This window comes from Lysinibacillus sp. FW301-JW8, from assembly GCF_058788755.1.
In genome coordinates this window covers 21,751-45,014 of record NZ_JBYTBB010000005.1, presented here as the reverse complement: position 1 = coordinate 45,014, position 23,264 = coordinate 21,751, and the positions used below count along the sequence as shown (strand labels likewise).

At 32.4% G+C, this 23,264-nt stretch carries 20 protein-coding genes; 8 read left to right on the top strand and 12 right to left on the bottom strand.

Features of this window, described 5'->3' with window-relative positions:
* Positions 1-533: 533 nt before the first annotated feature.
* The gene (locus tag AC3WOM_RS03365; protein ID WP_492444959.1) at positions 534-713 is read left to right on the top strand and encodes a hypothetical protein; all 180 of its coding nucleotides are present in this window, start codon (positions 534-536) and stop codon (positions 711-713) included.
* On the opposite strand, the gene AC3WOM_RS03360 is transcribed toward AC3WOM_RS03365, so the two are convergent.
* From AC3WOM_RS03360 to AC3WOM_RS03315, 10 genes are all read right to left on the bottom strand, one after another.
* Entirely contained in the window at positions 706-1,185 is a 480-nt protein-coding gene (locus AC3WOM_RS03360) for a hypothetical protein (RefSeq protein WP_492444958.1), read from the bottom strand. The two genes, AC3WOM_RS03365 and AC3WOM_RS03360, sit on opposite strands and share 8 nt — an antisense overlap.
* A 436-nt stretch (positions 1,186-1,621) precedes the next feature.
* Positions 1,622-2,002 (bottom strand): YdcP family protein, encoded by a 381-nt coding sequence (locus AC3WOM_RS03355; protein ID WP_492444956.1) that lies wholly within the window; start codon positions 2,000-2,002, stop codon positions 1,622-1,624.
* A gap of 13 nt (positions 2,003-2,015) precedes the next feature.
* The gene (locus AC3WOM_RS03350; RefSeq protein ID WP_492444955.1) at positions 2,016-2,330 is read right to left on the bottom strand and encodes a YdcP family protein; all 315 of its coding nucleotides are present in this window, start codon (positions 2,328-2,330) and stop codon (positions 2,016-2,018) included.
* Between the two features lie 88 nt (positions 2,331-2,418).
* Complete coding sequence (locus AC3WOM_RS03345; protein ID WP_492444953.1) at positions 2,419-2,595, bottom strand: hypothetical protein; 177 nt, start codon at positions 2,593-2,595, stop codon at positions 2,419-2,421.
* A gap of 146 nt (positions 2,596-2,741) precedes the next feature.
* Positions 2,742-2,993: an MT-A70 family methyltransferase gene (locus AC3WOM_RS03340; protein ID WP_492444951.1), complete on the bottom strand. Its 252-nt coding sequence runs from the start codon at positions 2,991-2,993 to the stop codon at positions 2,742-2,744.
* 131 nt (positions 2,994-3,124) lie between these two features.
* On the bottom strand, positions 3,125-4,837 hold the full coding sequence (locus AC3WOM_RS03335) for a hypothetical protein (RefSeq protein ID WP_492444949.1): 1,713 nt from the start codon (positions 4,835-4,837) through the stop codon (positions 3,125-3,127).
* A gap of 963 nt (positions 4,838-5,800) precedes the next feature.
* Complete coding sequence (locus tag AC3WOM_RS03330) at positions 5,801-5,968, bottom strand: DUF6037 family protein (RefSeq protein ID WP_492445088.1); 168 nt, start codon at positions 5,966-5,968, stop codon at positions 5,801-5,803.
* Positions 5,969-6,011: 43 nt separating this feature from the next.
* Positions 6,012-9,212, bottom strand: a complete 3,201-nt coding sequence (locus AC3WOM_RS03325) for a hypothetical protein (RefSeq protein WP_492444948.1) — start codon at positions 9,210-9,212, stop codon at positions 6,012-6,014.
* A 470-nt stretch (positions 9,213-9,682) separates the two neighbouring features.
* Positions 9,683-9,832, bottom strand: a complete 150-nt coding sequence (locus AC3WOM_RS03320; RefSeq protein WP_492444946.1) for a DUF961 family protein — start codon at positions 9,830-9,832, stop codon at positions 9,683-9,685.
* Between the two features lie 377 nt (positions 9,833-10,209).
* Entirely contained in the window at positions 10,210-11,439 is a 1,230-nt protein-coding gene (locus tag AC3WOM_RS03315) for a DUF418 domain-containing protein (protein WP_492444944.1), read from the bottom strand.
* 353 nt (positions 11,440-11,792) lie between these two features.
* On the opposite strand from AC3WOM_RS03315, the gene AC3WOM_RS03310 reads away from it, so the two are divergent.
* Entirely contained in the window at positions 11,793-14,963 is a 3,171-nt protein-coding gene (locus tag AC3WOM_RS03310) for a hypothetical protein (protein WP_492444943.1), read from the top strand.
* 63 nt (positions 14,964-15,026) lie between these two features.
* On the opposite strand, the gene AC3WOM_RS03305 is transcribed toward AC3WOM_RS03310, so the two are convergent.
* A complete protein-coding gene (locus AC3WOM_RS03305; protein ID WP_492444942.1) occupies positions 15,027-15,950 on the bottom strand; it encodes a DMT family transporter in 924 nt (307 codons plus the stop codon).
* 237 nt (positions 15,951-16,187) lie between these two features.
* Between AC3WOM_RS03305 and AC3WOM_RS03300 the strand changes: the two genes are divergently transcribed.
* Positions 16,188-16,679, top strand: coding sequence for an Lrp/AsnC family transcriptional regulator (locus AC3WOM_RS03300; protein ID WP_492444941.1), 492 nt, complete (start codon positions 16,188-16,190; stop codon positions 16,677-16,679).
* A 97-nt stretch (positions 16,680-16,776) separates the two neighbouring features.
* On the opposite strand, the gene AC3WOM_RS03295 is transcribed toward AC3WOM_RS03300, so the two are convergent.
* Positions 16,777-17,415 carry a hypothetical protein gene (locus tag AC3WOM_RS03295; protein ID WP_492444940.1) on the bottom strand — a complete coding sequence of 213 codons (639 nt, stop codon included), beginning with the start codon at positions 17,413-17,415 and terminating at the stop codon, positions 16,777-16,779.
* Between the two features lie 360 nt (positions 17,416-17,775).
* Here AC3WOM_RS03295 and comX point away from each other — a divergent pair, with 360 nt between their 5' ends.
* The 5 genes from comX to AC3WOM_RS03270 all read left to right on the top strand — a co-directional run bounded on the left by comX (position 17,776) and on the right by AC3WOM_RS03270 (position 23,235).
* Complete coding sequence (gene comX / locus AC3WOM_RS03290) at positions 17,776-17,934, top strand: competence pheromone ComX (protein WP_427541370.1); 159 nt, start codon at positions 17,776-17,778, stop codon at positions 17,932-17,934.
* Positions 17,925-20,258: an ATP-binding protein gene (locus tag AC3WOM_RS03285; protein WP_492444937.1), complete on the top strand. Its 2,334-nt coding sequence runs from the start codon at positions 17,925-17,927 to the stop codon at positions 20,256-20,258. The genes comX and AC3WOM_RS03285 overlap by 10 nt, the downstream gene beginning before the upstream one ends.
* 168 nt (positions 20,259-20,426) lie before the next feature.
* A complete protein-coding gene (locus AC3WOM_RS03280) occupies positions 20,427-21,104 on the top strand; it encodes an endonuclease V (RefSeq protein WP_427541665.1) in 678 nt (225 codons plus the stop codon).
* Positions 21,105-21,160: 56 nt separating this feature from the next.
* Positions 21,161-21,685 (top strand): SMI1/KNR4 family protein, encoded by a 525-nt coding sequence (locus AC3WOM_RS03275; RefSeq protein ID WP_492444936.1) that lies wholly within the window; start codon positions 21,161-21,163, stop codon positions 21,683-21,685.
* 14 nt (positions 21,686-21,699) lie between these two features.
* Positions 21,700-23,235 carry an SMI1/KNR4 family protein gene (locus AC3WOM_RS03270; protein WP_492444934.1) on the top strand — a complete coding sequence of 512 codons (1,536 nt, stop codon included), beginning with the start codon at positions 21,700-21,702 and terminating at the stop codon, positions 23,233-23,235.
* Positions 23,236-23,264 lie beyond the last annotated feature (29 nt).

Here is a 23,264-nt window from a genome sequence, read left to right as displayed (position 1 = left end):
GGTATTGGTTAGGGATTCCTATTTTTATCATGTAATAATATGTAAAAATAAAAGGTAGATGACAAAAATGTCATCTACCTTTTTGTATTGTCATGTAAAACACACGAATTAGCTGAGGAGGCAGAGTACACTAGAAATTAGAAAGGGGCGTTAAAAAGTGAAAAGATTTGAGTGTAAAGGATATTGTTGAGGTAGCAAAGGGGTAAAGTGTTTAAACTAGAAAAAGTTAAATAACACAAAATAAAAACTACTATCAAAATTCTAATCCTAAACTAAGCAAGAAAAAAGAGCGCTGGGGAACTTGAGCAGTTTTTGGGCAATGTATTTATTTTAGTAGAACCTAATGGGTATATAGAAACAAATAAAAGAAAGAAAAAAACAATAACTCACATAGGCTTCAAAACATTGTTGATTCAGACAAAATAATGGAATAGGTTCACATCAGGAGCTTCTAATGGAAAATGATCTTTATAAAGAATTATGGGGAAATTAGGGATATTAATTTATATGATGAAATCTTGAGGTGAACGGAATTGGAAATAAAGATGATTGAAATTACCAATCTTACAAAAGAGTATAATGAGACTGCTGTGGTAAGTAATGTCAGTATGACAATAAAAAAAGGAAGAGTTTATGGATTGTTAGGGAGAAATGAGGCATGTATATATAGAGGATTTTATGAAGAGAGAAAACCAAGTCAGCGAATCACATGACTTGATTTTCCGTTGCCATGAATTGCTTCTTGTTTTGTTGAATAAATTCCAACATGTATTGATGTTGGTCTGCAAAATTAAATTGAATGGTCATTTCATTGTTCTCATGAATGTAAATCGTATCAATCAATTCAACCAACAAACCTCGGTCAAGTGCTTGAACATTTTTATGCTTTAAAAATGTTTGGAGATAGGGATGATTCACACCCATGCCTTTTTGAACAGTCGCCATTTCTGATTCGAGGTTGGCAATCACCTGTGTCACTTCATTCATTTTCTGCTCAAATTTTGCTTTCATCCGCAAATAGTCAGTTTTGGTAATATCACCAGTTTTCCAATCCATATACAGGTTATCTGTGACGGCTGTTATTTTTTCTAGCTCTTGTTGTTTTGCCTTGTATAGCTGTTCTAATTGTTTCGATTTCGTCCGAACAATCGGCTGTTTGTTAATGGCTTGAATGATGGTCGTCATATCAAACCTTTTTCAAGTCGGTAATATATTTTTGGAAAATAACTGATTTTCTCTTTGGTTTTGCTAGAGGATGTATCTTCAAAAAAGTTGATAGACTGTATTTGTTTGGTTTCGTACCATCCGTTTTCTAGTACCATTTTAGCGAGCTTTTGTCGATGAAGTACCTGTCGAATTTTGTCGTAGTGATAACGACAATACAAATAGACACATACGCAAGTTATAATTATGCTGATACAAGAAGTTGTTAGTCCATATGTGCTAATAAAATGTTGTTGAAACGTAGAGAGCTGCCATTCATGGGTGAGTAAGAATGGTAAGTGAAAGATGATGAATGACAGCAACCAAATAGCAACGATACAACTAAGCGTAAACTGTAAAAATAAAGACGCATTGTGAGGGCGAATCCGTTTGCCACGTTTGTGAAAAAAGCGCATCTTTATTTATCCTTATCAGATGGCGCTTTTGGTGCATTGTTCATGGTAGGAGATGGTTTGCCCTTTAACACAATATCATCTGCTTTGATGTACCAATCCACATCTGCGCCACGAGATGTTGCGTTCGCTACTGTATTCGCAATTGGGTTGATAATCTCGATCTCTGCATTGTAGTCAAATTCTTTGAGTGGCACAGAAGCAGGGATGCTCACTTGAAACATGCGACCCTGTTCACGAGATTTTAAATCGTAGGTGCGTTCCTTGACTTCTGTAGACACTGTGCCATCTTCATTTTGTAAAAATACCTCACGTCTTAACGCTGAAAACTTCAATTGACCAAATGTTTTTTCCTTATCAATGACAATACCTTGTGCTAATCTCATATTTGATTCCTCCTTATGCTTTCACCATGTCGTCAGCATGTAAAATGTAATTTGTAAAACCACGATCACCAATTTTATAGCCTTCTACGGTAATTCGTGGATTGACTAATTGAACGACTTCTTCTGGTTCAAAGTGCTTTTCGCCTGTTTCGGCGGGTAAAATCACCTCAATATCATCTGCTCGTTGAATATCTGAATACAAATTATAGCTACGAGATAAAGTGGTCATGCGTCCGTTATTTCTACGTTGTTCCATTTTGCCTTCACCTGCGTATTCTAAACGACCAAATGTTTTATCCATATTTGGAATCACGTATTTTAGTTCCATTTCATCTACCTCATTCCTTATTTTTTATGTTTATTTATATATCAGTGGAGAAAGGGGGAGAGCGAGCCATTTTATATGTCAATCCTCCTTATGCTTCTTGAAAACGATAGTCTACACGCCCATAAATGATGCACCAAAATACAACCATCGTTTCCTCATTTTTATCACGTATCAATTTCCCACAAGGAAAAAACGGAAATTCCTCTATCTCGATTTCAGATGAAACGAAATGATCAGCAATCCATGCCATTACTTCTACTTCCAATTCATGACCCTCCAAAGCAATCACGCTCCTTTTCATCAACTATAGATTTAAAGCAAAATAAGGGTGGGGGACGACTATGAAAGATTTTTTTGTCAGAAGCCATTTGAACAAATAAGCCACAAATCATGATTTTCTTTGTAGCAGAATCATGATTTTTTACAACAGGATTTCTGCCGTTTCTCATTTTTCCTACACGATTTTCCAAAGTAATCAACTCCCTTTAGGGTATTTGAGCCAATAAAAAAGCGCATTACACTATATTTATGAGCGATGGTATCAATAGATAAAGCATGAATATCTTGTGAGTGCATGGCTGGGTAATGATTTTCTGCCACACCTTGACCTTTCTTTTGTCGATATTGCCACGGAGGATCAGCATAAATAATGTTGTATTGCATTTGTCGTATCCCTCCAAATCTTGCACAACATAAAAACGCCATCTGTCGGTAAAATACCATGCAAATGACGTTTTAGGTGTGATTATAATTATGAATATTGGAATTTTGAATCATGTTTAATAAATTTTCAATTACTTAAATGTCTCTTTAAAGTCCTGAATAGAAATAACATTAACAAGACTTTCATCCTTTTGAATATAAGGATATATTGTAGGGTTTACTGTTAAAATTCCGACAGTTACATTTTCAAACTCAAATTTTAAAATCTGCTCAAAAATATTTTTTCTTTCCAATATAAATTGTCTAAGCTTATTCATTTTTGCTTTCTGCTTATTAATATTGTAGAAAACTTTTCTAACATCCATAAAATTATGTTGAATACCGTAATTTTTTAAGTCCATAATAACAAGTGAATTTTTTTCAAAATATAATAAGTCTATCTCATGGGGCATCTTTTTTACTGATTCTATATCTTTTTTTAAATCCTTCATTTTTGCTAAATCTACATTTATCTGTGCATTGATATGTTTATCCCGAAGATACAATTCCAATTCAGGAAGGTCATACTCATCATAAGTCTTTTTAATCAACTCATTCCAAGTATCATCAGTAACCATATCAGAAAAGATATCTCTATTTAATATTCTAGGGGATAGATACATGAGTGATTCTAGCCATGTAAAAATTGGAACAAGGATTTTAGTTTCTAATCTAATTATTGGTGATCTAAAAAGTCTACTATTTGGACTCCCAATATGTTTACTTTTTTTATTATTGTTATTATCAGCTTGTTTATAAAAATCCTCTTGGTTTAGTGTAAGAACATTCATTAAGTTATTAGTGCCCTCATAAGAAAGTTTTTGATTTAACACAATATCCCAAATCAATAATTCTTTATCGGCTATACTTAAATAATTATTATCTATTTGAAATGCTCGTTTGCTGTCGTCTTGAGCAACATATCGAAAAATATCTTTAGGCTGAAAACCCAAAGAGTTATGAAAGATATCAAATATTTTTGGTGTAAATTCATTTTCCACTCGAATTTTTTGATTTTTTGTTGTATAACTGTACGAAGAGAATGCTTCTAATATTTTTTTAGGAAGCACAATTCCGATTTCTTTATCTAGTTTAAAGTTCTTACGTTCATCTCCTAATACCGGTATTATTTCTTTTATATGACATATTGCATTCTTTGCGTTAAATAATATCAGTATTTTAAAAAGGTCAATTGATTTCTTTGAGGTTTCATCACTGAACTTCACTTCTCTTAATAAAATTGAATCTACCGCACATTCTATAGCCCCTTTTATTTCTCCAGTTAGCGCCCTAATATCATCAACATTAGACTGGTCAATTATTCGTAGAAAAAATTCAACTTCTGCAAGAGCCTCATTTGGATGAATATTTTCACTATTCTCAGCGTATACCGAAAATGTTATTTTACTTAAAACGCTTGCGAATGTAAGAATTTTTATTAAAAGTTCTTCTGCGCTATAGTTGATGGTGTACTTGTTGATGTATTGATCTACTTCTTTTTCAATAAAATTTAGCAAATCTATGAAATCACCATTTCTAAATGAACTGAAGTATAAATTCATAGTTTCTAGACCGTTCATTTCAATTATTGATCCTATTAAAAGTGCAGATGAATGTTGTAAAGAATGTATATCAGAAAATTGACTATATTCTTTCGGCAGTTCCTCTAGCTCGTTTAAATCACGTAATCGACCGATAATCACTTTGTGAAGTGTTTCCAATATTTCATCATAGATTTGTTTTTCATTCATAGCACCATCCTCAGAAATTATGTTTATCAGTACGCTCTCTTTTAAATTAAACATTTAAATATCTCCCCAATTGTTTATTATAGTATGAATTTACCAGTTGAGTTTTTTTTGTCAATGGTTCTTTCAATTGAATATGGATGCTGTTCAGGGAAGAATTTTGGAGATTTTCTTGAACGATACTGCCATTATAGAACAGCATAAATAATGTTGTATTTCATTCGTTGTATCACTCTAAATTTTACACAATGTTAAAAACGTCATTTGTTAGCAAAATGCCGTTCAAATGACGTTTTAAGTGTGTAGAATATTGGAGTTTTAAATCATAGATAACAGGCTTTTCTGATTAGGTGCAATTGCACTTTTATTGCACTTTTTATATTTTTTAATACGTTTTATATGTTTTGATAATGTCCTAAAACCCTTGATATTACTGCATTTTTGTTTATATACTTTACGCTTAAAACAGAGTGGGAATGACCTTTGACCTATAAATGTCTATGAGAGTAATCATATCAATGATTTAGACGTTGTTTAAGTGAGCATTTACTTCTTCACTTGCCATGATTACGTTTCAAAATAGGACTTTCCTTTATTCATGTAATTCATGATAAAAGGGAAGTCTATTTTTATGGTTAAAATTAATTATTGAATTGATTGATATTTCAAAATGAATCAAGAAATTATTGGTAGTTTCTTCCCTCAATCACACTTGTTTGTTGGTGAAGGTTTTGACATATGAACCAAGTCAGATTGACAGGAATCTTCACATATCATTAATTAACGAAAGAGGTACAGATTGCTAAAGAGTATGACAATGAATAAGAAAATGACAAACTAAGTCATTTGTGTAAAGGTAATGAGGAAAGGAGTTGTAAATCATTAATTGCATAAATTATTTTTTCTCTTAGTTAAATGCTAGGGGAGCTTTTTATTTTCTTGCCTTCATACCCTTTTCATAAAAAATAAAAAAGAGCAATCGACTGAAAAGAAGTGGATTGTTCTTCGTATCTTACGTATTTATTTGTTTTGATTTTTGGTCCAAGTAGCAATAATAATTTCATCTGTATTTTCATCATTCGGATTCGTTGAGTATCTAAAACTTAAGCTTGTATCAGATCCTAAACGGTCATATAAGGTGGGTCTATATAGTCTAGTTTTATTATCATTATAGGTACAAAAAAGCAGATACTGTTTTTACAATACCTACTTAATAGTTATCTCTTTATAATTATTCTCTTTTTTGTTTTTCTCTAATAAGAGTTTCAATAAATCTTTCTTTTTTCGTTAAATTAACTGGATTATCTACTGGGAGTATGGCTTGATGAAGAAAGAAATCCTTTTCATCAATTTCGGATACATCCTTCATTATAATGCTTTCAATTTCTTTTGAAAGAGCTAATTCTCTTCTCAACTTTTGATATGCTAAATCCTTTATTAAAATTGGTATGAAATGAAATTTATCGTTTTTAGCAATTATTTGTTTCAATAAATTAATGGTGTAGTCATTCTTTGCTTCCATAGTGTGCAATCGGCTTGTCAACCCGAAAAGCATAGTATTTTCTGAACCAGGTAATCCTTGATTATATAGATTTTCTCCTATTACAACTCTATACCAATACGGGTTTTGATTATTAATTCCAGTAATAATCCCAATGGTGATTTTATTCTGACTGTTCTCATTTTTCCATTTTGAAAAAATATTTAATCCATCTTCATTTTGAAAAACTAAACCAATATATGGGTAACTATCTATTACATTTGCAGGCGTAACAGATAGTCCCTTCCAAGAGGCTTTATCCCACAAAGGTATATAAATCACATTGCTTGTTTTAATGTTTTGATGTGTAACTTTTGAAAGGTCAAATTCCTCAATTGCTTCTTCTTTACCTATATTATTAAAATTAATTATTATATCTTCTTCCACACTCCTGTTAAAGATATCAGTTGTTCGCTGATTAACATACTCTTTTCCATTTTCCTTAAAAAAAGAAAAATCATTTGCATATGCTAAAAATGTATCTAATGTGCTTGAATGATTAAAACATCTAAATATTGTATTTCCTTCTTCAAATCCTGTTTTAAACTTCTGAAAATCTCTTTCCAAAGTAAGCATTTGAGTTATGAAGATTGCAACAATTGAATACATTTTTTCAAATACTGTTTCTCTATTCTCAAATTCAATCAAATCGTCAATCTTAGAGATTATTACTTTAACGATATTCTCACTTTGCTGAATATCAATATAAAAACTTTTTCCTTCACTTTCTAAAATTTCGATAGAAAATGATCCAAGCATGGGCATAATTTTGTCAACAACTGATGTAGCAAATATATTCTCTAACATAGCTAAAAGTGTTGCTCCGAATTCTTGTTTAATTCTTCCTCTCCCAGATTTTATAGTTACATTACAACCTATGATTTTGGTTCTAAGAGTAACTATTTCTGAAAGATCATCAGCGTTTAAATTCTTTTGAAAATCCCTTGAAGCTGGTTGATTAAACAAATTCTTCATAAATTCATCAACATCTTTATATGTTCCTAGTGCTTCTACATAATCTTCATCGTAATAACCAAGTTTATATTTGAGTGCTGCCGCTGATATATTAAGACTAAACTCGCTTAAATAATCAGGTAATGTATTCATTTTATTGGCAGTAACTATAGATAAATTTAGTAGATAAATTGCTAGAAGTCCATCATAATATGAATACATCTCTGACTCTTCTGCTTCATTAGTTTCGTAAGGATATAAATCTAAACCTTGAAGTTCTAATTCATTCATCTCAAGAGAATAATTTACCCTTCCTAACCCCAACTCTAATCTTTTCAATGATCTCATTGTTAAGAAAATCGCTGGTGTTGCTTTTCCTTTATCAAAGTATAGATTAAACGAATCCATAAAAGCCCTTATATAATAGCTTCTAGCACTCCACATTAGTCCAATTTTTTCGAATGTTACTCCTAATTTCATTAGAGTTTTAATTAAATCAATTTTTGACTCTTCTTGGTATAATTTAGACAGTGCTCTGCTATAGTACTTAATCGAAGTATATACCTCACTCTCTAAATAATCATCGCCTCTATTTATTAATAATTGGCTAGAAGATATGTTCTTTGACTGTTCACCTAATAAGTCAATCAACTTTTCAAACAATTCATCATAACGTGGGCTATCCTTTAAAATTGGCAACTCTAACACTTTTTTTAATTGAAATAAATCAATATCGTTGTTATATTCCATGTCTTCTAATATTTTTAGATACTCATCAACTACATCATCCCATAATTCATAATTTTGCATTCGCATCATTTGATAATCAAATCTAGCTAATCTTGCCCTTTTAGGATTTTCTTTATCTCGTATGAACATATCGAATGAATTCTTTAAAAGGTTGGTATGAGCATCCAGAGTATCGATTATCTTTTTACCTTGATTGTGATTTGAATGTAAAGAAATCCATAAAGTTGATAATTTTTTTAAAACCGTGTAATTATCGGTCTGCTCTTTATAAATTGCTTCGATTTCCAAATATTTTTCATAATACATATCACGATCTTCATACCACCAAAGCATGGTCCAGCAAAAATCATAGAGTGCATTTATATAATTTTGCGAATGTCCATACTTTTTAGCAAAACGAATATTGCGCTCCAATACTTCAACAGCAGTCAATTTATCTACTTCAAGTTCTCTTAGTATTTCAACTGACTCCTCTGATAATTTAATAATTCTCGCCGATTTAAGGTTTTCGATGTTTGAAAGTTCATCATTAATTTCCTTTAACCGTCTTTTACGTTCTATATCTCTTGTACCTTCTGTAACAACATCAAGTAAATCTTCTGACATATGAAAAGCTTTAATTGCTAGTATTTGGTTGTCACTTTTAAATGTATTTTCTAATAACCATGTTCTATCTAAAATTCTGACATCTATTTCGTACTCATTTCTGAGTTCATCTTCAGCAGCAGCTCTTTTTTTGTCAGACACAAATTGGTTAGTAATAAAGAAAATTTTTGTATAGCCTCTTCCATATTCGTGATTTGTGCCAACAATTTTCTGTACATCAGATTTAAATTTAGGTTTCCATTCTTTTTTTGCACTAATTGCAAAAGCCCATCTTTCAGTATGAGCTAAATCTCCATAACCATTTAGCCAATATTCAGCGAGAGTTTCAGAAACAGGAAAAGTTTCAGAATCAACCTTACTATCTCCACCCCCAGTTGGACCTGTTTGGGGTAGCAAATTAGGACAAATAGTCACCTCTATTATTTTTCGACAGTAATCTTCAAACTCTTTTTCTTTACTTTGGCTTGTTAGAGACTCTAAGTAATAAGAAAAATAGTCTACTGATAGTTTTCCTTTTTTCATAGTCTTTGAATCGGAAAATTGATTCGGATGTATTTTTTTGTAAAATTCTTTCTCACTCATATATTAATACACCTTCTAAGAAATTTGAATAATAATAGCACAAACGTTCCTGGTTAGTATAGCAGGTATTGTAAACGTGCTCAACTAGATATACCAAACTAAAAGTTGAAGTATTTTTCTATTTGTAATCAGGGAATGTTTATTAATAATTACTGAAGAACACGTATACCCAAATTCAAAGCCATATATTGAAGAAATTAAAGTTAAGTACAATAAAATTAGTTGTATGGATAGTTACAAGTTTAGATTAATATTATAAAGTGGGCAGATATTTTACAGGTAACTAATAATTCTGTGGGATGAATATCATTTAAATGACGTTTTAATTATAATAAATATTGGAGTTTTGAATTATACGTAACAGGTTGGTTTGATTAGGTGCAATTGCACTTTTTATATTTTTTAATACGTTTTATATAGTTTTGATAGTGTCTTAAAAACCTTGATATTACTGTATTTTTGTTTATATGCTATACGATTAAAACAGAGTATAAATTGTAGCTGCGAGATAAGGTGGTCATGCGCCTATTGATTCTGCGCTGTTCTATTTTACCTTCACCTGCATATTCTAAGCGTCCGAAAGTCTTGTCCGTGTTTGGAATCACATATTTTAGTTCCATTGTTCATTCCCTCTTTCTTTTATTTAATGAAGGTAGGTGTATCGGTAATGTATTCCTTTTTAGGAGTTTTTATAATAAACTCCTCTTTTAATATGATTTATCCCATTTCAGCCTCACTTGGATTAGCTGATATGTTTTCTTTGACTAATACAGAGATTCTAAAAGCCGTTATCAGTTTTTTAGTGTGCATTATTGTTACAATAATAAGTATTAATTATAGTCAAAAGAAAGTAGTTTATTAGAACAAATTTTTATTTATAGATTCTTTATCACTATAATAATTTAGCTAAAATCATACGAAGCCGAAAAAGAGCAAGCAGCTAGGTCCTGCACCCCTAAAGTTAGATTTTTGACCCAAACATTAGGGGTGTAGGACCTTACTTTATCTTATCTTTTATACCCAAATAAGTAAATGATCTCCAAATATACTCTAATGGTCCGAAGCGGAATTTGGATAACCATAGCTTACTAAGTATTATTTGTAATACAAAAATAACAATGGCAATTAAGATAGCTGACGTTAAGTGTAGTTTTCCGTAAACACCAAACGCAAATGGTCCAAATAAAAACGTACAAATAATGGATTGACCGATATAGTTTGTAAAGGCCATTCTCCCTGGGTATGCGAGCCATTGCAATACTTTCTTTCCATGTAACGTTTGATAAATGAAAAGTAGGCTAATGGCATAAAAAATGGTAAGAAGTGGTGAGCTCATATATTGAATCAATGGAGCGGCTGATGGATTGTCTAAAACGAAGGGAAGTATCCAACTCAGTGTTCCACCCAAAATCAAAGTGATGAGCCACGTAATGAAAAAGCCTTTTCGAAACTCTTGAAAACGATGAATCCATTTTTTCTTGGCAATCGCTGCCCCAAATAAGAACATAAGTAAGAAGGGCAGATTGGTGAATATATACAATAGGGGATTGCCTAAATAAAGGACGTAGAGCCCATTACGCATCGTATAAAAAATTCTCTCCATTAAATTTGCATCCAGTAATTCTTGAAAAGTCCCATTTTGATGGGCATCTATCGTAGCCTGCATAAGCTGACGATTTTCGTCTGATATTGTCATGGTCATTGTTGGATCAGTGGATAGGGCCCCCAGCGTTAAAAGCCCAAAAAGCAAGCAATATAAAGCAACACTGATGAGTAGCATAGTATTTGGCTTTAACTTATGCATTAGAAGCAGTAACAATCCTAAAATCGCGTAGTCTGTTAAAATATCACCAAACCAAATGAAATATGCGTGGATACAGCCAAAGATAAATAAGGCAATAAGGCGTCGACAATATATGCTCCAGAAATTTAATTGCTTTACAGCGGCTCTATCGTGCATGATGACCATTCCAAAGCCAAATAGCATGGAAAAAAGCATCACAAACTTACCATCGACAAACATAGCAAGCATCACCTTGACTAAATAATCTGCTTGGTTCCAAAAAGATGTCCATTCATTGTTAAAGCTTGGATCTTCCTGCATGTAAACTGGGTAAAGGAACCAAATAATATTCGCAAGCATGATTCCTAGTAAGGCGAAACCTCTTAAAATATCAAGTGCTTCTATCCGCTCTTTGGCAGAAATAGGAGATAGCTTTTCTATCATTTCCATCCATCCTTTTGTTGTAATTTGACGTTTCTATTTTTGACTTTAAATCCTATTTATCAGGATTTTATAAGGAAGCAGAAATATTTAGGAATTAAGCATAAAATAGATATTGGAAAAAATTCTGATTAATTGTGCTAGAACGAAATCTATTAGAATCGATCCAAGCATTATCAGAATTAAAGATGGTCTTGATAAAAGGACATTTAATAAAAAAACCTACTTTTTTACTATCACTATCAAAGAGAATTTCCTAGTTAGCTATTACTATAAGACTTAGGCAATTATTGCTAATATGCAAAAAATATTGCTATAATGGGTGTAGATAGATACATAGTAAGAGAGGCGAGAACATGGATAAAGCTAAACTATTTTTAATGGCAGCAGCTCCAGCGGCTTTAATTGTGCCAATGGAAATACAAGCGGCTGAAGCAAGTATTGTTAAAATTATTGGAAATAATATTGAAGGGGCTGAAATAACGGCCGATACTTCCTTCGTTCCAAAAGATAAAGAAATTGTTTCCTATCAATGGTTTTCTGTTGAGGGAGAAAACCAAACACCAATCAATGTGGTGGATAATAAGATATCGATACCAGCAGGTTTAGCTGATAAAGCGATTATTGTGAAGGTGACGACAAAAGATGGAACTGAGTATTTAAGTGACAAAATGTTCGTCCATGCTACCTTACAAGCAACTGGAGAAAAATATGTAAATGGTAAGGTCTATCCAGAGATTAATACTCTAAATCCTAAGCCTGTAATGAAGAGCTACCAATGGTATTTCTTTGACAATGGTAAGAAAACACCTATTAAAGCTGCAACAAATATTGAGCTTACCGTTCCAGTTGAAGCAGCAGGGAAACAGTTGGTTGTAGAGGCAAAATCAGAGGAAGGAAAAAACTATACAAGTAACCCAATCTCAATCGATGCGCTGCAGTTAAAGTTAGATCCTGATCCCACTATTACGCCATTAAAAATTATTGGTTATTCACCAGAAAAATTTGTATTACCTGGAGATACATTATCCGTTGTTAAGCCAACTGTTAAAGATGATACGAGAGATTTAAAAGCAGATCAGGTTTCGTATGCTTACCAATGGATGCATAAAATGGGTGACTCCTATTCCTATATTTCTGGGGCGACAGGGGCTACCTATAAAATTCCTGCAGATGCATTAGAAAATCAAATTAATAAAATTGTAGTTCGTGTGATAGTAACAGTTGGTACAACAGAAACAGGTCCTAGTTACTCCGAGGTGGTAGAGGTAGCTAATAACCCAGCTGAAGGATTAGTAAAATCTATTGATGACTTATTAGGGAATTCAAATAAGGCTATCGTCTATAAATCTTTAGGCTTTGAACAATTCGGTAATGAGCTAACAAGCCTAACAAGTAAATATTCAGCATTAACAGCAGCAGCTAAAGCAAACGTAACCAACTATGATATTTTAAAGCGTGCTATAGAGGATTATAAAGTGGTGAAGTCTATAAAAGATCAAATACTCGAGGCACAAAAATTAGTGGATGGTACGGCTAAAATCCAAAAGTTTAAAGCGCTAGATGCAGAATATGGAAAGTTAGATTTACTGCAAAGAAGTATTGATACGAGCATTTATCCTGACATTCAGACTGGCCTAGGAAGTGCATCACAGAATACAGACATTGCAGAGGTAATAGAGATTAATAAATCAATCTTAGGGCTTTTAGATTTATCAACAGCAGGATCTTCCTATGCATTGGTAACATACAAGGATTCACTTTCTCATTTACAGGAGAACATTAAGGCGATAGAGGATCGTATTGCCAAGCTTTCCAGTGAATATAAATCGACCGTTCAAAATCTGGATATTTTAAATACAGCAAAGGCAGATATTAAAAAAGTACAGGCCTTTTTAGATAAAGCTAATAAAATAGATGTCAATACTACTGCCAAGAAACAGGTCGCTGCAGCAAAAAGCATTCACACAGCCTATGAAAAGCTTAATGTGAAACAGCAAAGCCTAGTACCTAGTAGCCTTTTTGATACGGGTAGTAATCTTGCCATAGCAGAAACGGCTGAGGAAAAAGATGTTATCTATGTTCAAAGTGTGATAGATAAGTATATTACATTAGGGTCTATTACTGAGTATAAAGGAATCGATTCGATAGATGATATCAAGGAAATCAATAAAGCTCTTACAATGTATAAAACGTTGACGAAGGATAATGCCAAAAAGGTAACGGGTTATACAGAGCTTTTACAATTGCAGAAGGATATAAAAGCTGCAGATAATGTGACGGCACAAATTGAAAAATATAAGCAATTGTTGGATACAGTAGGTGTCAATGATTCAAAATTAAATTCGACGTATATCAGTACATTGAATGCACTCAATAAATTAACGACGCTGCAAAAATCCTTAGTGAAAAATAGTGATAAATTAATCTCACCTTTACCATCTGAGCAACCACCTGGTGATAAACCATTGCCTGAAACAGAGGTGAAGGCAAAGGAATTGGGAACTGCTTTTGTTGCTAAAATTAATCTTGTTATTGCGGTACCAAACAGTAGTTTTACAATCTATGCCCAAGACATAGAAAAATTAGTGAATGAGTATAAAAGCGGGCTTACATCAGCTGCGCGTAAATATGTGACAAATTATAATGAATTAAAAGCGGCGGAAAAAGATGTGAAAGCGGTGCAGTCATTTATAAAGAAAGCTGAAACGGTAGCAATGGAAGCTGATTTGAAAAAGCGCTATGCAAAAATTCAAGGTGTCCAAAAGGCTTATTTAAGCTTATCCGCCAATCAGCAAAAGCTTGCTGGTGCAGATGAAACCTATAAAAATTTAATTGCTTCTTTAACAAATGATGCAATATATACAGATTTGACTGAATTAGATCAAGAGATTGCTATGCTTGCTGATGGTAATGCAGGTATAGAGGATATTAAAAAGCTGGAAGGGAAGTATAAAAACCTTTCAGCAGCAGAACAAAAGAAAGTTATCAATTATACAATCTTAAAACAAGCAATGGCAGATGTTAAAAAGGTGGAAGCTTTCATTACTCAATATAATAGAATGAATGAAAATCCTGCAAAAAATATTCCAAATGTGATAAAAGCCTTTAATGCACTGACAGCACAGCAAGCAAATCTCGTTCCAAGTCAGATGCGGGATGATATCATTAAAGAAGAAAAACAACAGCGTGAATCAAATGATTTAGCATTGGACTTAGTAAGTAAGATTGATAATTTAGTGACCTCTGGCGAGTATATAGCCAATTTAAAGAACGAAGTTGGTAATTTACGTAGTGAATATGAAAAACTATCAACAGTACAAAAAAGCTTAGTGAAAAATAATTCAAAGCTGACAAAAGCGGAAAATGATTTAGCAAAGGTCGCTGAAGTTCGTGCATTAGAGGAAGCTATTTTAAACGCCGATGACAAACAGGTTGCAAGAAAGGCTTGGCAAAATTCCTTTAATAAACTCTCTAATCAGTTAGAGAAATTATATCTAATAGAGTACCCTACGAGAATCGAATAATTATACAAATATATAAAACCGTTATTTTGAAAAAGAAACATCAAAATAACGGTTTTCATATGGTTAACTACTATCTCTTAGATTAGTTACGCTAACATTGTCAGTAGAAATTACTTTTAATTTTTTAAAGTATGTGAATAAATAACACCCTATAATTACAATTAATCCTCCAATACCTTGTAGCCATGTCAATTGTTCACCTAAAAACAAAAACGCTAGGATGGCGGTGAAAATTGGATTGAAATTCAAGTAAATACCAGCTGCTGTGTTACCTAATTTTTGTATGCCAATATTCCAAAGGACAAGGCAAACAACTGTAGAGATAACACCTGTATATAAAATTGATAAAATAAAAGAATAATTGATGTTATAAATATGAAAATCAAAGATATTCATGGGTAGAAGAATAATAAGTCCAAATAAACCTGAATATAAGGTACACATTAGAGGTGACGTGGTTTTCATAGCCCAAAAGCTGCATACGGAGTATATTCCCCAAACACCTACAGCTAGTACCATCTGTAAATCCCCAATATTATAATCAACTGAAAATAGTAGATGGATCTTTCCTTTGGACAGAACGATCAGGACTCCTAAAAGTGAAATAATCATAGATAAAACTTGTCGTATATTGATTTTTTCTTTTAAAAATAAATATGAAAAAATAGAAATCGAAATAGTATTTAAGGCTGAAATTAACCCAACATTTGTTGAGGAAGTTTGTTCTAATGCCGAAAATTGAAGAAGGTTAAATAAAGCAACACCTGAGATTCCCATCAAAATTAATGGTAAAACTGCATGTGAGGAAGGGATTATTTTTTTGTCCTTCCACCAAACCATAGGCAGTAGGACAGCAATAGCAATGATCCACCTTAAGCTTGTCAATGTCAGCGGTGAAGCATGATCTACAAGAGATTTGCCAACTACAAAATTTCCTCCCCATAGCAAGCTTGTTAATAGTAATAATAACACATAAAACTTTGACATATCATTTAACTCCTTTTTCACTCTTACGTTGAAAAATAGAAGCCATTGTGCACAATGACATTTCCTATATAGATTTGTTAATTATTATATTGTTTTTGTTTATTTTAAGGAATACTATTTTGTATAATTAGAAAAAAACGAAATAAAGGAAAGTTAAATGTATATTTGATAAAATAAAATTAATTTAAAGGGTGTTCTTAAGCTTGTTTTTAGAATAATCATAAAAGGAGAATTTAAGTGGAATCATTTGTAAGCAAAATTTTAGATGTAATCGATATACAAATTTTAGATATTTTACAAAAGGAATCTCAAATAAGTAATGCCGAACTTGCAAGACGTGTTAATTTATCCCCGCCAGCGACACACACAAGAATTAAACGCTTAGAGAGTGAGGGGTTTATTAATAGACAAGTGGCGATCTTAAATCAAGAGAAGCTTGGATTTGATTTACTGTGTTATGTTTTTATCAGTACAAATATCCATCAAGCCGAACAATTAGATATTTTAGAAAATGCTTTAGAGGCAATGTCGGAAGTATTAGAATGCCATTGTTTAACAGGGGAATACGATTACCTGCTTAAGGTAGTGATAAGAGACAGAAAGGAGCTGGATGGCTTTATAAGAAAGTTAAATAAGCTTGGTATATCAAGAATTCAAACTAACTTATCGTTAAGAGAAATAAAAATTTCTACAGTTTTGCCTATAACTAACGTAGAGTTTGGAAAGTAGCTAAAGGAAGATCTATTTTTTAAAAAGTAGTTTACAGTAATAGTAACGGTAGAACATGTAAAAGCTTATCTACCGTTACTATTTTAATGTTATTTTGTTATTCTTCAGCTGCAATTGACCGTAATGCTCCATTTGAATACACAAAGGATTTTCCGTTGATAGAGAAGGGTTGCGTTAAATCAAGACCTACACCTTCCGCAAACTTCGGAAAATTTTGAGCAAATTCAGGTGTATTCATACTTTCAACTGAGCTTTTACCATCAGCGAGACGAACTAAACTCATAAAAATGCTAACTAGTTTATTCGCTTCTTGACGTTCCTGCTGAGAATAAGATTTATGGATACGCAGTGATTCCAATTGTTCTGGTGTTAATGGTGTGCCAGCAGGAGTATCAGGGTGAACAAATATCTGGGGACTAAAATTGGAATTAAAGCCCCCACCTGTTAGAGGTGTTCCATTAAGCGGCTTACCATTAACAGTGCCGATATGATAGTAGACACCTTTTGAAATAGTAATAGAATTTGTTTGGGTATTGACTAATTGAGTGGGTGTTGTGCCCTGGAAAATCGCATTACTGGATTGCACAAATTCAGCATGCTTTTTTCTGGAAAGCTCAATCTCTGTCTCCTTGGAATCTACATCTTGACTCTTGATTTCAAACGGGGTGGCATTTTGATTCATTTGAAATGAGGAAACAGCTCCTAAATTTGCATATGGATTTAGTGTAATTTTCATCTATCATTCCTCCTTTGTATTTACGGTTTCTATCGGTATGAGTTTATCTTTTTAAACAATTGTTTTGATATATAGAATGGAGTTTACCAGTTTTGTATTTGCAGACAGACCCTATCAATTGCAAATTTACTTACAGTCTTGTGAATTAATAGTGTTTAACATTAAAAGAAAAATTGACGTATTTAGCAGAATAAACACATAATCTATTATTTTTTAGGAATTTTTAGAAAATATTGTTGAATATATGTAAAAAGATAGTATAATGAAAATGTAGTTACAATATTGGTTATAAATTCCATAAAGGATATAAATAACATATAAATAGGTGTAACTATAAAACATATGAAATGAGGAGATTTTATGATTAACATGATTCAATATTTGGAAAAAAATCCGTCGTTAGTATCTTTGTTAAAAGAAAAAAAGGCTTCTCTTGTTGGTGTTACAGAACTTGAACAGAAGGCAATTTTAGACTCTTTTGATGAAGAGTTGTGTATAGAAAATCGTTTGTGGAACTAAGATCAACTAATTCTAGATGGTTTTGGCTTACTATAGGTATATATGTAATAATAGGAATCTATTTATTATTTACATCTTATAGTAAGCCCTTTTTAAATATTGAAATTGTAGAAAAAGGCGGAAATTGGATAGTAACAAATCCATACTACAAGGATTGGGCTAATAAGTATCAAATAGAGCCTGGAGATATTATATTAGAAGTTGATGAGAAAGATATAAGAAATATTTCTAATGTAAAGTATGAATTCGTAATACGTGCAGCAAATAAATTAACTTTAGAGAAACCTAATGGTGATATAGTACATGTAAAAATAAAACCATTCGATATTCCTCAACAATTTTATTATGTATTTGTTGTACCAACTATATATTACTTCCTATCACTAATACTTTCCGTATATTTGTATCTTAAACAGAAAAATACACCATTATTAAATCTATTAATTTTATTTATACTAACAGTTTCATTAGCATATGTAAGTATAGGAGCTTCTGGAATATTAAACAATGTAGGGATAATTGTAAATCGTAGTAGTATGCTTCTATGTCCTGTACTTTTAATACATTTTTTAAGGCTTTACTTTGATTTTTTAAATATAAAATGGTTGTTTATAAATAACATAAAGATACTATATGTACTCCCTCTAACGGTAGTATTTTTAAGCATTTATGGTATTGCAGATAGATCTACTCATGTTGCGCTTTCAAATATAATCTTAGGGATATTTTTCTTACTACTTATCATAATTCTTGGGATTATGATTTCAGGGAATTTTAAATATAAAATACCGCAATTAAAAATTTTATTGAGCAGTATAATCATTCCGTTTATGCCTTTTCTGTTTCTATACGCGTTACCAGAAGTTATCTTTCATAAACAAATACTTTCGGCAGATATTTGTTCTCTTTTTTTAGTATTGATACCTTACAGTTTTATTTGTACACAGCTCACTGAACGTCTATTTGATATGGAATACTTTATTTCACGCTTACGTCATTATTTTAATTTTTCCTTTGCCTTTACGATTTGGCTAATGATTGGTCTTTATTGGATTACTGATTTATCGATTTCAAGAATGACAGAAATCTTCTTTTTTACTTTTTTATCGTTAATCGCTCTTTTTTATATAAAAGAGAAAATCGATTATCGCAAGCGAAAAATCCTGTTTTCCACAAAGGGAGATTATATCCATCGATTGTATACGACTGTTGATAGTATCGGTAGAGTCGTGAAAATTGAGGATTTACTAGAAAGATTTGTTCAGGAAGTCTCCTTGCATCTGGAAATTCATCATGTTTATGTACTTACCTACGATTTTCACACACATGCTGTTACCTCAACGAGCAAATTAAAAGAATATACACAAAATCAAGTGGATGAGGTATTAATTGAGCAGCTACGGTTAGGGGATATTAAGAAAACGGCTCATTTTTACATTGCCTTTATTCATCAAGATGCTAACTTTAAGCGAATTCTAGTTGTCGATCATAATCAATCAATTTATCTAAAAGAAGAGGAATTACTATGGTTAGAGCTAGTGCTTCTGTATTTAAATAATTTTATTGAAAATACGAAAATGGTTGAGGGTTTATTAGAACAGTTAAAGCATATGAAAGCGGCGGATAAAAGCCAGCTGCCATGGCTCAATAAATTACTTTGGCTGCGATTTGAGGAAGAAAAATATCAATTGGCACAAGAGTTACACGATACAAACCTACAAGAACAGCTACATATCGCAAGGGAAATGGATGTGCTTGTCCATACAAAGAATACGGTAGATATTCAAACCAAGCTTTCGAAGATTCATGAACATATGCTAGCTACCTTGAATGATTTAAGAGGCTATTGTGAAAATTTAAAGCCTCCTTTAATAGATACATTAGGTTTAAATGCTGCCCTTGAGAAGCTTATTCAAAAAATTCATAAACGTGCTGAATTTGTTCTAATTTACACCATTGATCGTCTTTATTTGGAGGATGAACGTTTGAACTTAATGATCTATCGTCTTTTCCAAGAGCTATTGAATAATGCCTTGAAACATTCGTATGCTGATACTGTTGAAATTAACCTATTTGAAACAGAAAATGGATTTGAGATCAATTATTCTGATAATGGTGTTGGCTGTAAGATGGATGATATTATTCTTGCTGATTCCATGGGGATAAGGGGGATGCAGGAACGAGTACAGGCTTTTAATGGTCAGTTCTCAATTATTACGAATTTAGGGGAAGGTATGTCCATTCGAATCATGGTGAATGAAGGGAATACATCCACTTCTTATGGCTACGATCTCTATAATAAAAGGCAAGCTTATATAGGATAATCTATGAATAGAAAGCAAAACATGAACCATTTTCATACCTTCTAATCTTTTTGTATTGTGCAGAATTCACAGCGCAAGTAAAGATTAGGAGGTTTTTACTTTGAAATTGACAAGTTTTATGTTTATTTAGAAGAAGAAAGGAGATGTTTAGTCTTGGAAAAAGAAGAAATGATACTAAACTTTACCTCACAACAAAATAATTTAAGGGAGCGTATTTCTCTACAAAATAATTTCTTAGAGAATCAAATTAGCCTTGTAGCTGGCGTAGATATTGCCTATTGGCATAAAAATAATAAGGAATATGGAGTCTGCTGTATACAAGTTTTTGATTTTAGTTCAAAAAAATTGATAGAGCAAGTTGCATACATAAATGAAATTACCATTCCTTATATTTCTGGGTTCTTGGCATTTCGAGAATTGCCTCTTATTTTAGAAGCTGTCAAAAAGCTGAAAACTCATCCAAGCCTGTATATGTTTGATGGCAATGGTTATTTACATAAGCGTCATATGGGAATTGCCACACATGCTTCCTTCTACTTACAGAAACCGACAATTGGCGTAGCGAAGACATACTACAAAATTGAAAATATAGATTTCACGATGCCTGACAATATTGGGGGAGCGTTTACTAATATCGAAATTGATGGAGAGGTATATGGGCGTGCGCTTAGAAGTAGAAAGGATGTTAAGCCTATATTTGTGTCGAGTGGAAACTGGATTGATTTAGACACAGCCACAAACATAACAATGCATTTTATTGATAAAGATAGCCGTCTACCAATCCCTGTAAGATATGCAGATTTAGCCACTCATCAGGCAAGGAAATTGCATCAAGATGATGTGTGAACATGTCGATATATATGAGAGATGAATTAATCTTTTTAGAGTGAGGGGAATCTTAATTGAATACTCAAGCGAATAATTTATGGAAATGTATCATTGAAAAAAAGGGCAAGGATGCATTGAATCTTCAGTCTGGTGCGACAGCTGAAGAATTTCAGCTAATTGAAAATACCTTAGGTGTTACACTTCCACAGGAGATGAAAAGTTTTTATGGCATTTATAATGGACAAGTATGGAATTTGGGAATAGAGCCTTTTGTTAGAAATTTAACACTTTCTCCTATTTCAGAAATTATTGAAAATTGGATGTTCCTACAGGAGGAATTTGACCCAGACGATCTGCTTCCAAATATAGAGTACAGTGTTGAGGTTAAACCAATGCTTTGGCATAAAAAATGGATACCTATTGCTGAAAATGGTGGGGGCGATTATCTTTGTCTTGATACTGATCCAACGGAAGAAGGTGTGGTGGGACAGGTGTTGTATTTTTGGCATGATTGGGGAAACCGAACAACTGTTGCAAAGAGCCTTTTTGATTTTCTAGAAAAATGTTTAAACGAAGAAAATGATTCGAATTTTGATTAGGGAGGTAAACGACTATGATTAAGTTGACAATGGAAAAATTAAAGATTCAGTTAGACCAAATATTTTCGTCCTTTTTAAATCCCCCAGCCTCGGAGGAAGAGATACAGAAGGTTGAAAAGGAGATGGTTATAAAATTTCCTGATGATATAAGAGAGCTCTATCTAATGCATAATGGAGAGAAGGAAGACGGACCCGGTTTGTTTTTTGGATTGCCGTTTTTACCATTAAATGATGTTTTGCAGGAATGGCATGTGTGGGAGCAGTTAGAAGAGGAGTTTGCAATGGAGGGGAGTTCTTATTCAGTCCCAGCTGGATACATAAAAGAAAGGTATATTAATCGTTTTTGGATACCTATTAGTAAGGATTTTGGCGGTAATAATATTGGCATAGATGTCGATCCAGATCATAAAGGGCAAATAGGTCAGGTCATTAATTTTGGGCGTGATGAGGAAGTAAAATATGTTATTGCTACTCAATTATCAGATTTTCTAGAATTTATCGCTGAAACCATTTTACAGGGAAATTATCAAATTGAACAAGAGGAAGACTATCTCTACTGGAATTATAAAAACAGCACCCATTTTTTAGATGCACTGAAAAGCCTTGAATTGCCTGTTCTGAACCCTGTATCTCCTATATCTAAAGAGGATACATCCAAATGGATGCAGGACTTAGATGCTCAATGGAAAGAAATAATACAAGAGGATTTCTCCAATCCAGAAGATTTTATCAAAAGAAAGAAATTGTATTTAATAGGGAAAAATCTCACGCAGATTAAACCGTTACAATTTTGTACAGAAGTAAGAGAATTAATTTTAACCAACAATCAATTGACTGATATAACCCCTTTAAATAACATGCTTTCTCTAAAGAAACTCTATTTAATTAAGAATCCATTAAGTGATTTAACGCCATTAGCAAATCTAGAGCATTTGCAAGAATTAAATTTTAATTATACAAAGATTTTCGATATAACCCCATTAGGCAGAATGCCACGATTAAAAAATCTGGAAATGGATCAAACAGATGTTAAAGATTTATCAATCCTCCAACAATGCCAGGCACTTGAATCCTTATCCGTATCAATCGTAAATAAAGAACAATTAAAACAAATTGCTCAAATCAGCACTTTAAAACAATTAAACATTCATCAGTTGAAAAATATTGAAGAGGAAGATTTATTGCAGTTAAGGCACCTAAATAATTTGCAAGCAATAACAATTGAAAATTGTTATTTGAAAAGTCTAGATTGTCTTTCATCTAATCATCAATTGCGAGAAATCATTTTAAAGAATACAGTACTTGAGGATGGAACAGCAATTGGAGTATTGAAAAATTTAAAAAGCTTAAAATTAGATGGGTCAACAATAGAGAATCTTAAGGTTATTGCAAAATCTTCCTCACTTAAAAAAATTACAGGATCATTCGAGGAATTTTATTACTTAAAAGACCTATTTCATCAAGCGATTGATTTTTCTACTATTATTGGTGGAATGACAGCTGAGAAGCAGAAAGTATGGCATCAGTATTTAGACACTCATAAGGTCTAAGTATAGATAGAGATCATAAAAATATTATT

What these genes read in the sequence shown, in the direction of transcription:
- AC3WOM_RS03360 (WP_492444958.1), bottom strand. Translation starts at nt 1,185, where the DNA reads ATGACGACCATCATTCAAGCCATTAACAAACAGCCGATTGTTCGGACG.
- AC3WOM_RS03355 (WP_492444956.1), bottom strand. Translation starts at nt 2,002, where the DNA reads ATGAGATTAGCACAAGGTATTGTCATTGATAAGGAAAAAACATTTGGT.
- AC3WOM_RS03350 (WP_492444955.1), bottom strand. Translation starts at nt 2,330, where the DNA reads ATGGAACTAAAATACGTGATTCCAAATATGGATAAAACATTTGGTCGT.
- AC3WOM_RS03340 (WP_492444951.1), bottom strand. Translation starts at nt 2,993, where the DNA reads ATGCAATACAACATTATTTATGCTGATCCTCCGTGGCAATATCGACAA.
- AC3WOM_RS03335 (WP_492444949.1), bottom strand. Translation starts at nt 4,837, where the DNA reads ATGTTTAATTTAAAAGAGAGCGTACTGATAAACATAATTTCTGAGGAT.
- AC3WOM_RS03325 (WP_492444948.1), bottom strand. Translation starts at nt 9,212, where the DNA reads ATGAGTGAGAAAGAATTTTACAAAAAAATACATCCGAATCAATTTTCC.
- AC3WOM_RS03320 (WP_492444946.1), bottom strand. Translation starts at nt 9,832, where the DNA reads ATGGAACTAAAATATGTGATTCCAAACACGGACAAGACTTTCGGACGC.
- AC3WOM_RS03315 (WP_492444944.1), bottom strand. Translation starts at nt 11,439, where the DNA reads ATGATAGAAAAGCTATCTCCTATTTCTGCCAAAGAGCGGATAGAAGCA.
- AC3WOM_RS03310 (WP_492444943.1), top strand. Translation starts at nt 11,793, where the DNA reads ATGGATAAAGCTAAACTATTTTTAATGGCAGCAGCTCCAGCGGCTTTA.
- AC3WOM_RS03305 (WP_492444942.1), bottom strand. Translation starts at nt 15,950, where the DNA reads ATGTCAAAGTTTTATGTGTTATTATTACTATTAACAAGCTTGCTATGG.
- AC3WOM_RS03295 (WP_492444940.1), bottom strand. Translation starts at nt 17,415, where the DNA reads ATGAAAATTACACTAAATCCATATGCAAATTTAGGAGCTGTTTCCTCA.
- comX (WP_427541370.1), top strand. Translation starts at nt 17,776, where the DNA reads ATGATTAACATGATTCAATATTTGGAAAAAAATCCGTCGTTAGTATCT.
- AC3WOM_RS03280 (WP_427541665.1), top strand. Translation starts at nt 20,427, where the DNA reads ATGATACTAAACTTTACCTCACAACAAAATAATTTAAGGGAGCGTATT.
- AC3WOM_RS03270 (WP_492444934.1), top strand. Translation starts at nt 21,700, where the DNA reads ATGATTAAGTTGACAATGGAAAAATTAAAGATTCAGTTAGACCAAATA.